Genomic DNA, 14,737 nt, shown 5'->3' with positions numbered 1-14,737 from the left:
CGGCAATGCCACATCTCTATCTCGTCGATGGCTCCGGCTACATCTTCCGCGCCTATCATCGGCTGCCGCCGCTCACCAACAAGCATGGCGAGCCGGTGGGCGCCGTCTATGGCTATACGACCATGTTGTGGAAGCTGGTCGACGAGCTGAACAAGGCCGACGGCCCGACTCACATGGCGGTGGTGCTCGACAAGAGCGAGCACACCTTCCGCAACGAGCTGCACGACCAGTACAAGGCGCACCGCCCGCCGGCGCCCGAGGACCTGGTCCCCCAGTTCCCGATGATCCGCGACGCGACCCGCGCCTTCTCGCTGCCCTGTATCGAGGAAGCCGGCTGGGAAGCCGACGACCTGATCGCCAGCTACACTAAGGCGGCGCTGGCCCAAGGCTGGAGCGTCACCATCGTCAGCTCCGACAAGGACCTGATGCAGCTGATGACCGATCCATCGGTCGACATGCTGGACACGATGAACAACCGGCGGCTGGGCCCGGCGGACACCGAGGAGAAGTTCGGCGTCCTCCCCGAGAAGCTGGGCGAGGTGCTGGCGCTGATGGGCGACAGCGTCGACAATGTCCCGGGCGTGAAGGGCATCGGCCCCAAGACCGCCGCCAAGCTGATCCAGGAGTTCGGCACGGTCGAGGCGGTGCTGGAGGCCGCCCCGTCGATGAAGCCGTCCAAGATGCGCGACAACCTGATCGAGCATGCCGAGATGGCCCGGCTCTCGCGCCAGCTGGTCGAGCTGGCCAGCGACGTGCCGCTGCCCGAGCCGCTCGATGATTTCGCGCTGCAGGGCATCCCGGATGCGCCGCTGCGCGCATTCCTCGAGCATCACGGTTTCCGCACCTTGCTCAACCGGCTCTCCGCCGTCGCCGATGCGCCGGTCGAGACGCACGAGACGCCTGGGCTGGAGGAAGACCCGCCCTGCAACCACGACGGCTATGAGACCGTCACCGACGAGGCCGCGCTCGACCAGTGGATCGAAGCGGCCCGGCACCAGGGCTGGGTGGCGATCGACACCGAGACCACCGGGGTGGATGCAACCCGCGCCGAGCTGGTCGGCGTCTCCATGGCGCTCCAGCCCAACAAGGCCTGTTACATCCCGCTCGGCCATGGCGGGACCGACATGTTCGCCGAAAAGCCGGTCCAGATCGACCGCGCTGTGGCGATCGCGAAGCTGAAACCGCTGCTCGAGGACCCGGCGGTCCTCAAGATCGGGCACAACCTGAAGTACGACATGATCGTGCTCGGCCGCGCGGGGATGGACGTCGCGCCGTACGACGACACGATCGTGATGAGCTTCGACCTCGACGCCGGTCTGCACGGCCACGGCATGGACGAGCTCGCCGCGACCCACCTCTCGCACTCGTGCATCGCCTACAAGGACGTCGTCGGCACCGGCAAGAACCAGCTCGGCTTCGGCCAGGTCGACCTCAAGGCCGCCACCCGCTACGCCGCCGAGGATGCGGACGTGACGCTGCGCCTGTGGCGCCGGTTCAAGCCGCGGCTCGCCTATGAAGGCTCGACCCGCGTCTATGAGATGGTCGACCGGCCACTCGTCTCGGTGATCGCCGGCATGGAGCGCGAGGGCATCAAGGTCGACGCGCAGGTGCTCCACCGGCTCTCGACCGACTTCTCGCACCAAATTGCGGCGCTGGAGGAGGAAATCCACGGCATTGCCGGGTTCAAGTTCACCATCGGCAGCCCCAAGCAGCTGGGCGACGTGCTGTTCGACAAGATGGGGATCAAGGGCGGCCGCAAGGGCAAGTCGGGCGTCTATTCCACCGACGTCAACGAGCTGGAGCGGATCGCGGCGGACAAGGATTCGCCCGGCCGCGAGATGGTGCTGAAGGTGCTCGACTGGCGCCAGCTCACCAAGCTCAAATCGACCTATACCGACGCGCTGCAGGCGCAGATCAACCCGGCGACGGGTCGCGTCCACACCAGCTACTCGCTGACCGGCGCGCAGACGGGGCGGCTCAGCTCGACCGATCCCAATCTCCAGAACATCCCGATCCGCACCGAGACCGGCAGACAAATCCGGGACGCGTTCGTCGCCGAACCGGGCAATGTGATCCTCTCGGCCGACTATTCGCAGATCGAGTTGCGCCTCGCCGCGCACATCGCCGACGTGCCGGCGCTGCGCGACGCCTTCGAGCAGGGCGAGGACATCCACAACCGCACCGCGATGGAGCTGTTCGGCGAAGTCAACCGCGACACCCGCGGCCGCGCCAAGACGATCAACTTCGCGATCCTCTACGGCATCTCGCGCTGGGGCCTGGCCGGCCGCCTCGACGTGATGCCCGACGAGGCGCAGGCGATGATCAACCGCTATTTCGAGCGCTTCCCCGGCATCAACCGCTACATCGCCGACACGCTCAACGAGGCGAAGGCGCGGGGCTATACCACCACGCTGTTCGGCCGGAAGACGCATTTCCCGCGCCTCAAGGCATCGAACCCGAACGAGCGGGCCGGCAGCGAGCGGGCCGCGATCAACGCGCCGATCCAGGGCACCAGCGCCGACATCATCAAGCGCGCCATGGCACGGATGGGCCCGGCGCTGGCCGAGGCCGGTCTCCACAATGTGAAGATGCTCCTCCAGGTGCACGACGAACTGGTGTTCGAGCTGCCCGAAGGCGATGTCGAGGCGGCCAGGCCGATCATCCAGCGGGTGATGGCGACCGCGGCCGAACCGGCGGTGAAGCTCACCGTGCCGCTGGGTGTCGAGATCGGCGTCGGCCCGAGCTGGGGCGCGGCGCATTGACCAAGGCCGTGACCGCGCCGTCAGGGGGCGAGGACATCAACGCGCTCGCCAAGGGCGGGCGGACCAACATGCTGGGCTTCATCATCCGCCTGGTCGCGCGGCTGCCCTTCCTGTTCATCGCCGGCCGCGCCTATGGCCCCGACATTGTCGGCCGCTATGCGATCGCGGTGCTGGTGATCGAAGTCGCGGCGCTGCTCGCCACGCTCGGCCTCAAGCGCGGCCTGGCCCAGGCGCTGGCCGATACCGACCGGCCGCATGCCCATGTCGCCTGGGACGCGATGGTGGTGGCGCTGATCGCCTCGCTCATCGCCAGCGGCGTGCTGATCCTATTCCCCCAGGCGATGTTCCCGAACAGCCAGGTGACCGGCCTCGAGCCGCTGATCGCGCTGGTCGTGCTGTGCCCGGCCCTGTCCGACGTCGCGCTTTCCGCCTGCGCCTATCGCCACAATATCGGCGCGGCGGTGACGGCGCGCGCGATCATCGAGCCCTGGACGATCAGCATCGCCGCCTGGGGCTTCTCCTATGTCTCGGCGCGCGACGGGCTGATCTATGCCTATGTGCTGTCGATGGTCGCCGCGCTCGCCGCCTCGATCGTGCCCTTCGTCAAGGATTACGGCCTGCCGCATGGCTGGCGGCCGCGGCCCAGCTCGATCTGGTGGCTCGCCCGGGCCAACGCCCCGCTTGCCGGTGCCGACGCGATCGAATGGGCGACGCGCAATGTCGACCGCTTCATCCTCGCCTTGCTGTTCACCCCCGCGGTGGTCGGCATCTACTACATGGCGCAGCAGGTCGCCTCGGTGCCGCAGCGGCTCAAGTCGAGCTTCGACCCGATCCTGGGGCCGGTGGTCACCAAGGCGCTGGCCGAGGACGACAAGGTGGCGGTCGCCAAGCAGGTTCGCCAGGTCGGCTTCTGGGTGACCAGCGCGCAGGCGGCGCTAGCAGTGATGTTCTCGATCCCGGCCGAAGGCGTGATGGGACTGATCGGCAAGGAATTCGTGATCGGCGCCGGCGCGCTGTGCATCCTGCTCGTCGCCGAGGTTCTCGCCTCGACCGGTGCGGTCTGCGAGACCGGCCTGGTCTATATCGCCCGCCACAAGAACCTGGCGATCTCGGTCTGCGTGCTGCTGCTCCAGATCGTGCTGAGCTTCGTGTTAGTCTTCATCGCGCGCGAGCAGGGCTGGTCCGAGCCGGTGCAGGCCGCCGGGCCCGCCCTCGCGCTCGCCGTGTCGCTGACGATCGGATCAGCAGTGAAGGCAGCTTTGCTCTACCGGCTGACCGGCGCGCCTGTCGTCTCGATCCGGCCGAGCTTCTTCGCGGCGATCGCGATCGCCTGCCTGGTCGGCGGCGCCTTCACCTCGCTGCCGAAGAGCGCCGAATGGGCCGAGCTCAGCCTCGGCATGCCGGCGATCCTGGTCACCTATCTGTTCGTGATCATCAAGTTCGGCTTCGGTCCCGAGGACAGGGCACTGTTCCGCAAGATGCCGCGCGCGGGCGAAGCGACGCTGCCAGTCGAAGAGAAGATCTGAGCGTCAGGCGACACTGAGCGCCGTCCCGAACTACAGCCGTCATCTCGACGGAAGTCGGGATCTCAGGCGATGGCGGGAAAAGCGCCGCACGAGATCCCGGCTTTCGCCGGGACGACGGTTTTACTGCTTAGTGCCGGAAGTGGCGCATGCCAGTGAAGACCATCGCCAGGCCCGCTTCGTCGGCGGCGGCGATGACTTCCTCGTCGCGGATCGAGCCGCCCGGCTGGATCACCGCCGTGGCACCCGCTTCCACAGCCGCGAGCAGGCCGTCGGCGAACGGAAAGAAGGCATCCGAGGCGACCGCCGAGCCGATCGTGCGCGGCGTGGCCCAGCCGGCCTTGTCGGCGGCGTCCTTGGCCTTCCACGCCGCGATCCGGGCGCTCTCCAGGCGGTTCATCTGGCCGGCGCCGACGCCGGCGGTCGAGCCGTCCTTGGCATAGACGATCGCGTTCGACTTGACGTGCTTGGCCACGGTCCAGGCGAACAGGCAGTCGGCGAGCTCCTGCTCGGTCGGCTGGCGCCTGGTGACGACCTTGAGCTCGGCCGGGCCAATGATGCCGTTGTCGCGGCTCTGGACCAGCCAGCCGCCGGTGATCGCCTTGGCCATCAGCCCGTTCCGCGCCGGATCGGGCAGGCCCTCGGTGAGCAGCAGGCGGAGGTTCTTCTTCGCGGCGAACAGCGCCAGCGCTTCCTCGTCGGCGCCGGGCGCGACCACGACTTCGGTGAAGATCGAGGTGATCTGCTCGGCAGTGGCGCGATCGAGCGGGCGGTTGACGGCGATGATGCCGCCGAACGCCGAGACGGTGTCGCAGGCAAAGGCGGCCGCATAGGCATCGGCCAGCGTCGCGCCGCTCGCCACGCCGCAGGGATTGGCGTGCTTGACGATAACCGCGGTCGGCGGGCCGTCGCGGAATTCGCTGACCAGCTCGAGCGCCGCATCGGCGTCGTTGTAGTTGTTGTAGCTCAGCTCCTTGCCCTGCAGCTGGCGGGCCTGGCCGATGCCCGGGGTCGAGGGGCCCGTCGCGGCATAGAAGGCCGCCGACTGGTGCGGGTTCTCGCCATAGCGCAGCGATGCGCCGCGCTTGAGGCTGAGGTTGAGCGTCTCGGGGAAGGCCTCGCCCTGATCGGCGAAGGCGAACCAGCTCGATATCATCGAATCATAGGCGGCAGTGGCGGCATAGGCCTTGGCCGCGAAGGTGCGGCGCTGCTCGAGCGTCGTCGTGGCGTCGTGGACCAGCGGATAATCGGCCGGATCGGTGAGGATCACGACACTCTCATGGTTCTTCGCGGCCGAGCGGACCATCGACGGGCCGCCAATGTCGATATTCTCGATGATCGTCTCGCGGTCGGCGCCGCGCGCCACGGTCTGCGCGAAGGGGTAGAGGTTGACGACGACGAGGTCGATCGGGCCGATTTCATGCTCGGCCATCGAGGCTTCGTGCTCGGCATTGCCGCGCACCGCGAGCAGGCCGCCATGCACCTTGGGGTGCAGCGTCTTCACCCGGCCGTCCATCATTTCGGGGAAGCCGGTGAGATCGGAGATGTCGCGGACGCTCAGCCCGGCATCGCGCAGCGCGGTGGCGGTGCCTCCGGTCGAGACGAGCTCGACGCCCTGTGCGGCGAGCGCGGTTGCGAGTTCGACGATCCCGGTCTTGTCGGAGACGGAGAGAAGCGCACGGCTGATCTTGATCTGGTCCATGCGGCAAGCCCCTCTACGGATCGGGGCGGTGCTGGCAACCCCTAGTCGTCCTCTTCGACCTTGATGCAGGGGATAAAGTCGTCGCCGCCCTCCCCGCGCCGGTGCCAGATCTCGACCACCTTGTAGTAGCGGAAATAGCTATCCGCTTCGATCGACAGATATTCGCCGATGCGCGGCAGGAAGCCGAACTCGCTGGTAAGGAACGGCTTGAGTTCGTCCTCACTGGTATAGATTTCGACGCATGCCACCCTATTTCGCCCGGTGGAACAGCCAGCTGACATTGGCGCCGCCTGCCAGCGATTCCCCCGTGATGACCAACTGCTTCGTCGCCACCGGCTTGCCGGTACCGTCGATCCAGATCGAATCCTCGAACGCCAGCGCCCCGCCCTTGCAGCGGAACTGCCAGAGCTGGCCGCTCGGCAGGCGCAGGATCGCGGCCTGGCCGTCGGCGGTGGGCGAGATCTCGACCTGCGGCGCCAGGTGGAAGCGGATCGCGAAGGGCGTGCTGGCCTTGCGCTTCCTTTTGTCGGCGGGGAGCAGCATGTCCTCGCCGCGCACGTCGCGCCCGTCACCACCCAGCGCGATCAGCCGGCGATGGGTGAAGCCGAGGCGGCGGACATAGCCATCGTGGCTCGCCTCGATCCGGCTGCCATTCTCGCTCTCGGTGCGCGCCAGTTCGACTTCGACCACGCCGCGGCCGAGCGAGCCGTCGGGGTGAATCGCCGTGGAATTGCTGTCCGCCAGCGCGAGGGTGGAGTGCGCCGCGGTGGTGCGCAGCCCTTCGGTGAGAGCGCTCGGGAGCGAATGGCTGGCCATTGCGGAGCCGCCGCAATTGACCACGATACGGTTCGCCCCGTCGGAAAGTTCGAAAGCGAGGGTGGAGGCGCACCCACCGGCCGCCAATCGCGCCAAAGGCGGGGGGGCGGCGTCGATGATCAGCACGGTGCTGCCGGCATTCAGCCGCTGATAGCCCCATTCGCGTGCCTGCTTGAGCGGACGGGTGCGCACGCCCGTGGCCTCGACCGCCTGCTCGATCAGCGCGCCCGGCACCGGCGCCGAGCCCTGCCAGCTGCCCAGCCCCTTGTCGCCGTGGCAGACGCCGAGCAGCGCGGTGACCATGCGGTTGAGCGCCGAGGAAACCAAAGCCGGGGGCTCGAGCCGGCGTGACTCATAGGCGTTGGACAGGATGGTCAGCAGCTGGATCGCCTCCAGTTGCCCCCAGGGCGAGCGCCCGACGGTGCCGCCATCGTCGAACATCGACTGTTCGAGCGCACGGCGCAGCCCCGTCTCGCCGAAGGAGCGGCGCGGATCGCCGCCCGGGATCATCAGCCCGGCGACCAGCACCCCGCACCAGGCGGCGATGCGCGGCGTGCCGAGCAGCACGCGATCGGCGGCGCGGTCGAGATGGCGGGCGCCCTTGGCCAGCGCATGGAGCACCGAGGAGCGATAGACCAGGTCGTTGGCCGAGAGGATCAGCGGGGCGTGCGCGGTCCAGGCGAGGATGCGCCTGCCGACCAGATCGGCGCGCCATGCCGGCTCGGAGACCTTGTCGCCATGCACCGCCAGCCAGCGCTGCATCAGCCCCTCGGCGATCGGCGCGGCGGTCACCCGGGTGGTGACGCTGGAAAGGTCGCGGAGCCAGCCGAAACCGTGGAGATACTCCCCCATCGCCGCCGACCAGTCCGGCCGGGCGAAGTCGAGCCCGGTGATCGACCGCTGCTCGCCGCGGAACAGCACATAGCCGTCGAGCAGCGCATTGCCGCGCTCGACGTCCCCGAAAAAGGGATCCTCGCCGACCGCGATCAGCTTGAGCGGATGCCGGCCCTTCAGGCGCATGTTGTGGAGCGGAGTCCGCCAGGCGAGGCGCTGGAAACGCTCGGAGATGCGCTCGGCCAGGCTGAGGCCGCGTTCGCCGCCCGTGCGGATGAGCCGCTTGCCCTGCTCGACTCCGTCGGCGCCGGAGCCGATATCGTCATCGCTCACCCGCCTCGCAACGCAGCGATGTTGGCGGCATATTGGCCCGGCCCGCCGGTGAAGGTGGCGGTGCCGGCGACGAGCGCGTCGGCACCCGCGGCGATGGCGCGCGGGGCAGTCTCACGATCGATGCCTCCATCGACCTCAAGGTCGATCGCGCGACCGCTGGCGTCGATCCGCTTGCGCAGCTCGGCGATCTTGCCGAGCTGGCTCTCGATGAACTTCTGCCCGCCGAAACCGGGGTTCACGCTCATCACCAGGACCAGGTCGATCAGGTCCATGACATAGTCGATCGATTCCACCGGGGTCGCGGGGTTGAGCACCACGCCGGCGCGCTTGCCCAGGCCCTTGATCGTCTGGAGCGTGCGGTGGAGATGCGGGCCGGACTCGGGGTGCACCGAGATGCAGTCGGCCCCGGCGTCCGCGAATGCCTGGAGCATCGGATCGACCGGTGCGATCATCAGGTGCACGTCGAACGGCTTGGCGGTGTGCGGGCGCAGCGCCTTGATCACCCCCGGGCCGATCGTGATGTTGGGCACGAAATGCCCGTCCATCACGTCGACATGAATCCAGTCGGCGCCGGCGGCGTCGATGGCGCGAATTTCCTCGCCCAGCTTGGCGAAATCAGCGGAGAGGATCGAAGGTGCGATGCGGACGGCCATGCGCGAACCCTTAGCATGGGGCGACTCGCGCGCAACCAGCTAGGTGCGGCGCATCCTCGCGATGAAGAACCCGTCCAACCCGCCGGCATCGGCCAGCGTTCCCGGCAGGAGCCGCAAACTGCCGTCCGCGCGCGGCACGACGCCATCGGGAAGCTCGTCGGGCTTCACCGGCACGATCGCATAGTCGGACCGCGCCTTGAGGAAGGCCTCCAGCTGCTGCTCGCCTTCCTCCGGCTCGAGCGAGCAGGTCGAGAAGACCAGCGTGCCGCCGGGCTTCACCCAGTCGGCAGCGCGGGCGAGCAGTCTGCCCTGCAGCTCGGCCATCTCGCGGATCAGGCTGGGGCGGACGCGGTGGAGCACGTCCGGGTGACGGCGGAAGATGCCGGTGGCGCTGCACGGCGCATCGAGCAGCACCGCGTCGGCGGCCTCCTTGGGTGCCCATTCGAGCAGGTCGGCATCGACCACTTCGGCCGAGAGGCCGGTGCGCTCGAGATTCTCGTGAAGTCGCGCCAGACGACTTTCGGAGATGTCGACCGCAGTCACTTGCCAACCGGCGGCGGCGAGCTGGAGCGTCTTGCCCCCTGGGGCAGCGCACAGGTCGAGCGCGGTGCCGGCCCCCTTGCCGATCAGCCGGGCGGGAAGCGAGGCGGCGAGGTCCTGCACCCACCAGTCGCCCTCGGCAAAGCCCTCGAGCATCGCCACCGGCCCCTTCTCGTCGAGGCGGAGATGGCCGGAGATCAGGCTGGTGCCGGGCAGGTCGGGCACGATGGCGGGGTCGCGCAGGGTAAGGTCGAGCGGCGGCGGCACGGCGATGGCGCGCTCGGAATCCTCGATCATCTGGTCGCCCCAGGCGGCGTGCCAGCGCAGCGCCACCGCATCGGGCAGGGTCGGCGGCTCGGGCAGGGTCACGCCCTGGCGCACCAGCGTGCCGAACACGCCGTGGACGAGCTTGCGCGGGCCGCCATCGACCAAAGGTAGCACGGTGGAGATCGCGGCATGGCCGGGGGTGCCGAGCGCCAGCGCCTGGACCAGCGCGATGCGCAGCGCGAAGCGCGCCTTGGCATCCTCGGGCAGGGTCTGCTTGGTTGCCGAATCGATCAGCGCGTCGAGATCGGGCAGCCGGCGCAGCACTTCCGCGGCGATGGCATGGGCAAGGCCGCGGTCGTTGGGGGCGAGGCCGTGCGCCGCCGAATCGAGCGCCTGTTCGAGCGCCAGCCCGCGCCGGAGCACCGCGTCGAGCAGCTTGAGCGCCGCGCGGCGGGTGGGGACGCCGGGACCGTCGGGCGCATTCTGGCGGGGATTGGGGCGACGCGGGGGCTTCACTTGACCTCGTGGATTGGAAGGACGATCTGCAGCCTATGGCCCAGCGCCCCGCAAATGTGAAACCGCCCGCGTATCTGACGCCCAGCCCGCCCGTGCCCAAGCCCGCGCCGGCGGAGAAGCAACCCGATGCGCTCGACCCGACTCGGTACGGGGATTGGGAGCGCAAGGGCGTGGCGGTGGATTTTTAAAAGCCCCGGCGTCCCTATCCGTTCCCCGGGGCACGGCCGGGGCCCAGCTGCCACGCCTTTCGATGGGCTGACGCGCCTCACCCGCTTCGTCGAAACTGGGCCCCGGCCTTCGCCGGGGAACTGGGAGTGGTGGCGAGCTGAGGACTTCCTCAATCGTCATCCCCGCGCAGGCGGGGATCCAGGGTAACCGAGCGACGTCCCTTGCGACTCTGGATCCCCGCCTGCGCGGGGATGACGAAGGAAAGTGCGGGATGACGGGAATTAGTCGCTGACCGCCGCCAGCAGCTTGAGCACCGTATTCCAGTTGCGCCCGGTATTGGCGTGCGACAGCTTCGCCTTCTGCATCGCCGGGATAAGGTTCGAGCGGCCCTGGCCATCGGGGAAATCGGTGAACAGCTCGCGGCCGATAATCACCATCCGCTCCGGGCCGTCATAGCTTTCCAGCAACTTGTCGATCGCCGCCTGGTCAGGCGATTCGCGGTGGAAGGCGACGACCAGGAAGCTCGGGCGCTCCTCTGCCTCCTTCGGAAAAGGATTGGCCGCGACCAGCGCCTCGAGGTCTGCGCGATTCCGCACATAGACATCGGACTTGAGGCCGGTCGCCTTCTCGAGCGCGGCGTGGAGATCGCGCTCCAGCGCTTCTGGCTTCGCCTCGCCCGCTTCGAACACGACATTGCCCGAGGCGAGGATCGTCCTGACCTCGGTGAAGCCCATGCTCTCGACGACCGCCTTGAGCTCGGCAGATTTGAGCTGGCGCTTGCCGAGGTTGATGCCCCGGAGCATCGCCGCCCATTTCACGCCTTTTCCTCCCGCAGCGGGCGGCTGAGCAGCGCCTCGATCACCTCGGCCACCGGCGCGCCTTCGAGCAGGGCGTTGACCGCTTCGGTGACCGGCATGTCGATCCCGGCGTCGCGGGCCGCCTCGCGCAGCACCGGGGCAGTGAAGGCGCCCTCTGCGACGGTCTTGCGGTCGGCCATCAGCTCGGCGGCGCTGCGGCCCTGGCCGAGGCCGAGACCGAGCGAGAAGTTGCGCGAGTTGTTCGAGGAGCAGGTGAGGACGAGGTCGCCGAGGCCCGAAAGCCCGGTGAGCGTCTCGGCCTGGGCGCCGCGAGCCATGCCGAAGCGGGTCATCTCGGCAAAGCCGCGGGCGATCAGCGCGGCGCGGGCGTTGAGGCCGAGGCCTGCGCCTTCCACCACGCCGCAGGCGATGGCGAGGACGTTCTTGACCGCGCCGCCGATCTCCGCGCCGACCACATCGGCCGAGCCATAGGTGCGGAAGGCCGGGCTCGCCAGGCGATCGGCGAGGCGGGTGCGCAGGCCTTCGTCCTCGCAGGCCAGGGTGACGGCGGTCGGCTTCCCCGCCGCCACCTCATGGGCGAAGGTCGGGCCGGAGAGCACCGCGAGCGGCGCGTCGGGGGCGACCTGGTGGGCGACCTCGCCGACCAGCAGCTTGGTGCCCGCCTCGATCCCCTTGGCGCAGAGGACCAGCGGCGTGCTTCCCACCGGAGTCTCGGACAAGACGGCGCGGACATGCTGGGCGGGGGCGACCACCAGCAGAGCCTCCATATCCCGAAGCTCATCAAGGTTGCGGGTGGCCCGGATGGCGGGGCTCAGCGGCACCTGAGGGAGAAACAGCGCATTCTGGTAGTCGATGTTCACACTGTCGACCACTTCGGGCTCGCGCGCCCAGAGCAGCACCTCGCGGTCGCCGCGTGCCGCGACCTGGGCCAGGGCCGTGCCCCAGGCGCCGCCACCGATTACGCCTATCCTCATGCCTTCACTCCCGCGCCGCGGACCTTCTCCGCATCCGGATCGAGCGGCCAGCGCGGCCGCGCCGCCACATCGAGCGGATCGCTGAAACCCGCCAGGAAGCGCTCGGCTCCCGCCCAGCCGATCATCGCCGCATTGTCGGTGCACAGCCAGAGCGGCGGCGCGACGAAGCGCATGCCACTTTCGGCGGCCAGTTGTTCCAGAGCGCCGCGCACCGCTCTGTTCGCCGCAACGCCGCCGGCGACGACCAAAGCTGTCGCATCGACCCGGGCGATCGCCCGGCGGGTGCGGTCGATCAGGCAATCGACCACCGCCTGCTGGAAGGACGCGGCGATGTCCTCGGCGCTGTACAGCCCGACCTTGCGCGCAACGTCGCTCTTGAGGCCGGCAAAGGAGAAATGCGGCTCAACCGAACCGAGCAGCGGGCGCGGCAGCGGCACCGCCTTCGGATTGCCGCGCGACGCCGCTTCCTCCACCGCCGGGCCGCCGGGAAAGCCCAGGCCGAGCATCTTGGCAGTCTTGTCGAACGCCTCGCCCGCGGCATCGTCGATCGTGGTAGCGAGGCGCTGGTAGCGCCCCACCCCCTCGACCAGCAGCAGCTGGCAGTGCCCGCCCGAGACGAGCAGCAGGAGATACGGGAATTCGAGGTCGGGATCGGTGAGCCGCGGGGAGAGGCCGTGCCCTTCGAGATGGTTGACCGCGATCAGCGGCTTGCCCCCGGCCAGCGCCAGCGCCTTGCCGGTGACCAGCCCGACCATGACCCCGCCAATCAGCCCCGGACCGGCGGTGGCGGCGATCGCATCGACATCGGCGAGCGTGACGCCCGCTTCCTCGAACGCGCCCTGGATCAGCGGGCCGATCGCCTCGACATGCGCGCGCGCGGCGATCTCCGGCACGACGCCGCCATAGGGACGGTGCGCGGCTTCCTGCCGGGCGAGCTTATGGGCCAGCACCTGCCGGTCGGTGGTGACCAGGGCGGCAGCGGTTTCGTCGCAACTCGATTCGAGGCCGAGGATCAGGGCCATAGTGGTTCTTCGTACTCCGTTGTTTGCGCATCTAGTGTGCCGAAGACGCGTTGTCGAAGCGGGCGAGGTTTTTTGGTTCGCGCAGAGGCGCAGAGGACGCGGAGAAGAAGGAAGGAGATAAGCCGCTGCGCGGCGATTTCGATCGACCTCGCTGCGCCTCCGCGCTTCTGCGCGAACATAAGTGTCCACTTCGACAAGCGGGGCACGAGCCACTAAGGAACCGGCATGGCCGTTTTCAAACTGGGAACCCGCGGTTCGCCGCTCGCGCTGGTACAGGCGGAGATGGTGCGCGATGCGCTTGCCGCCGCGCATGGGCTGTCGGTGTCCGACTTCGAGATCGTCGTGATCAAGACCACCGGCGACAAGGTGCAGGACCGCGCGCTCGCCGAGATCGGCGGCAAGGCGCTGTGGACCAAGGAGCTCGACCGGGCGCTGCTGAACGGCGAGATCGATGCCGCGATCCATTCGATGAAGGATGTCGAGACCATCCGGCCCGACATGATCGCCATCGCCGCGATGCTTCCGCGCGCCGATGTTCGCGACCGGCTGGTCGGCGCCGCCTCGATCGACGCGATCCCCCGGGGCGGCGTGCTCGGCACCAGCTCGCCGCGCCGCGCCGCCCAGATCCGCCGGTTGCGCCCCGACCTTTCCACCGTGTTGTTCCGCGGCAATGTCGACACGCGGCTGGCCAAGCTGGCGGCGGGCGAGGCCGATGCGACGCTGCTGGCGGCGGCGGGGCTGGAGCGGCTGGGACGTCATGACGTCGGTGCCGAGATCCCGACCAACATATTGCTTCCCGCCCCGGCCCAGGGCGCGGTGGGGGTGGAGATCCGCGCCGACGACGCGCATGCCGGCGAGCTGGTGCGCGCGATCGACGATGCCGTGACGCATCGTTGCGTCGCCGCCGAGCGCGCATTGCTCGCCGCACTCAAGGCCGATTGCCATTCGCCGGTCGCCGCACTGGCAGTGATCGAGGGCGGGATATTGACGCTGGAGGCCGAGCTGCTGAGCGAGGACGGCAGCGCGCATGTCCATGGCAGCATCGAGGGCGCGCCGCTCGACCCTGCCTTGCCCGCCGCGCTGGCGCGCGACCTGCTCGACCGGGCGCCCGAAGCGGTGCGCCGCCTGTTCGAGGGATGAGCCGCGCCATCGCCGTGCTCCGGCCCGAGCCGGGCAACCGCATGACTGCGGCGGCGATCGAGGCGGCGGGGCGGACGGCGATCCGCCTGCCCTTGTTCGCCGCCGGCCCGGTCGGCTGGACCGCGCCCGATCCCGCCGGGTTCGACGCGCTCCTGCTGACCAGCGCCAATGCGGTGCGCCATGGCGGGGCGCAGCTGGCCGCGCTGCTGGGCCTGCCGGTGCATGCGGTGGGCAAGGTGACCGCAGAGGCGGCGCGACGCTTCGGCTTCGATGTGGTGCATGTCGGCCAAGGCGGCGCGGCCGAACTGGTCGCGGCGGCGGCGGCGATGGGCGTTACGCGCGCGCTGCTGCTCGGCGGGCGCGAGCGGATGCTCGATGCCGGCGGCGTGGTGGCGCAGGCGATCACCGTCTATGCCAGCGAGGCGCTCGCCATCGTGCCCGACCAGGCGGTGCGTCTGCGCGGCGCGGTCGCGCTGGTCCAGTCGGCCCGGGCCGGGGCGCGGCTGGCCGAACTGGTCGCCCCCGATCACCGCGCGATCACCAGCATCGCCGCGATCAGCGCGCGGGCCGCCGAGGCTGCGGGAACCGGCTGGCGCCGCGTCGAGGTCGCCCCGGACATGCATCCCGACACGCTGATAGCGCTCGCATTGCAGCTCGCCGATTGACCGC

General features: G+C 69.2%; 13 protein-coding genes. 5 read left to right on the top strand and 8 right to left on the bottom strand.

Annotation, left to right across the window (positions count from 1 at the left end; translation table 11 throughout):
- Positions 1-5: 5 nt before the first annotated feature.
- Together polA and ACEN8G_RS20220 are read left to right on the top strand one after the other, a co-directional pair.
- Positions 6-2,762, top strand: coding sequence for a DNA polymerase I (polA, locus tag ACEN8G_RS20225; RefSeq protein WP_413413849.1), 2,757 nt, complete (start codon positions 6-8; stop codon positions 2,760-2,762).
- Positions 2,759-4,288 (top strand): lipopolysaccharide biosynthesis protein, encoded by a 1,530-nt coding sequence (locus ACEN8G_RS20220; RefSeq protein ID WP_413740677.1) that lies wholly within the window; start codon positions 2,759-2,761, stop codon positions 4,286-4,288. The genes polA and ACEN8G_RS20220 overlap by 4 nt, the downstream gene beginning before the upstream one ends.
- 127 nt (positions 4,289-4,415) lie before the next feature.
- Here ACEN8G_RS20220 and purH read toward each other — a convergent pair whose 3' ends face one another.
- Genes purH through ACEN8G_RS20195 form a run of 5 tightly spaced genes read right to left on the bottom strand, consistent with a single transcriptional unit; the run spans position 4,416 to position 9,946 of the window.
- Entirely contained in the window at positions 4,416-5,987 is a 1,572-nt protein-coding gene (gene purH, locus ACEN8G_RS20215) for a bifunctional phosphoribosylaminoimidazolecarboxamide formyltransferase/IMP cyclohydrolase (protein ID WP_413413847.1), read from the bottom strand.
- Between the two features lie 41 nt (positions 5,988-6,028).
- A complete protein-coding gene (locus ACEN8G_RS20210) occupies positions 6,029-6,235 on the bottom strand; it encodes a hypothetical protein (protein ID WP_413413846.1) in 207 nt (68 codons plus the stop codon).
- Position 6,236: 1 nt separating this feature from the next.
- Positions 6,237-7,970, bottom strand: coding sequence for a heparinase II/III family protein (locus ACEN8G_RS20205; RefSeq protein WP_413413845.1), 1,734 nt, complete (start codon positions 7,968-7,970; stop codon positions 6,237-6,239).
- Positions 7,967-8,623 carry a ribulose-phosphate 3-epimerase gene (rpe, locus tag ACEN8G_RS20200; RefSeq protein ID WP_307116860.1) on the bottom strand — a complete coding sequence of 219 codons (657 nt, stop codon included), beginning with the start codon at positions 8,621-8,623 and terminating at the stop codon, positions 7,967-7,969. Before rpe ends, ACEN8G_RS20205 begins: the two co-directional genes overlap by 4 nt.
- A gap of 39 nt (positions 8,624-8,662) precedes the next feature.
- Positions 8,663-9,946 (bottom strand): RsmB/NOP family class I SAM-dependent RNA methyltransferase, encoded by a 1,284-nt coding sequence (locus tag ACEN8G_RS20195; protein WP_413413844.1) that lies wholly within the window; start codon positions 9,944-9,946, stop codon positions 8,663-8,665.
- 35 nt (positions 9,947-9,981) lie between these two features.
- On the opposite strand from ACEN8G_RS20195, the gene ACEN8G_RS20190 reads away from it, so the two are divergent.
- Entirely contained in the window at positions 9,982-10,134 is a 153-nt protein-coding gene (locus ACEN8G_RS20190; protein ID WP_413413842.1) for a DUF1674 domain-containing protein, read from the top strand.
- A gap of 261 nt (positions 10,135-10,395) precedes the next feature.
- On the opposite strand, the gene ACEN8G_RS20185 is transcribed toward ACEN8G_RS20190, so the two are convergent.
- The 3 genes from ACEN8G_RS20185 to tsaD are packed head-to-tail and all read right to left on the bottom strand — an operon-like array spanning position 10,396 to position 12,928.
- Positions 10,396-10,917, bottom strand: coding sequence for a DUF1697 domain-containing protein (locus ACEN8G_RS20185; RefSeq protein ID WP_413740676.1), 522 nt, complete (start codon positions 10,915-10,917; stop codon positions 10,396-10,398).
- Positions 10,918-10,928: 11 nt separating this feature from the next.
- Positions 10,929-11,906: an NAD(P)H-dependent glycerol-3-phosphate dehydrogenase gene (locus ACEN8G_RS20180; RefSeq protein WP_413413840.1), complete on the bottom strand. Its 978-nt coding sequence runs from the start codon at positions 11,904-11,906 to the stop codon at positions 10,929-10,931.
- A complete protein-coding gene (gene tsaD, locus ACEN8G_RS20175; RefSeq protein ID WP_413413839.1) occupies positions 11,903-12,928 on the bottom strand; it encodes a tRNA (adenosine(37)-N6)-threonylcarbamoyltransferase complex transferase subunit TsaD in 1,026 nt (341 codons plus the stop codon). The genes ACEN8G_RS20180 and tsaD overlap by 4 nt, the downstream gene beginning before the upstream one ends.
- A gap of 225 nt (positions 12,929-13,153) precedes the next feature.
- On the opposite strand from tsaD, the gene hemC reads away from it, so the two are divergent.
- Positions 13,154-14,068 (top strand): hydroxymethylbilane synthase, encoded by a 915-nt coding sequence (gene hemC, locus ACEN8G_RS20170; protein WP_413413838.1) that lies wholly within the window; start codon positions 13,154-13,156, stop codon positions 14,066-14,068.
- Positions 14,065-14,733, top strand: coding sequence for a uroporphyrinogen-III synthase (locus ACEN8G_RS20165; RefSeq protein WP_413413836.1), 669 nt, complete (start codon positions 14,065-14,067; stop codon positions 14,731-14,733). The genes hemC and ACEN8G_RS20165 overlap by 4 nt, the downstream gene beginning before the upstream one ends.
- Positions 14,734-14,737 lie beyond the last annotated feature (4 nt).

This window comes from Sphingomonas sp. Sphisp66, from assembly GCF_047324325.1.
In the GTDB taxonomy this organism is placed as follows: Bacteria; Pseudomonadota; Alphaproteobacteria; order Sphingomonadales; family Sphingomonadaceae; genus Sphingomonas.
This window is presented reverse-complemented; position numbering and strand designations above follow the sequence as displayed.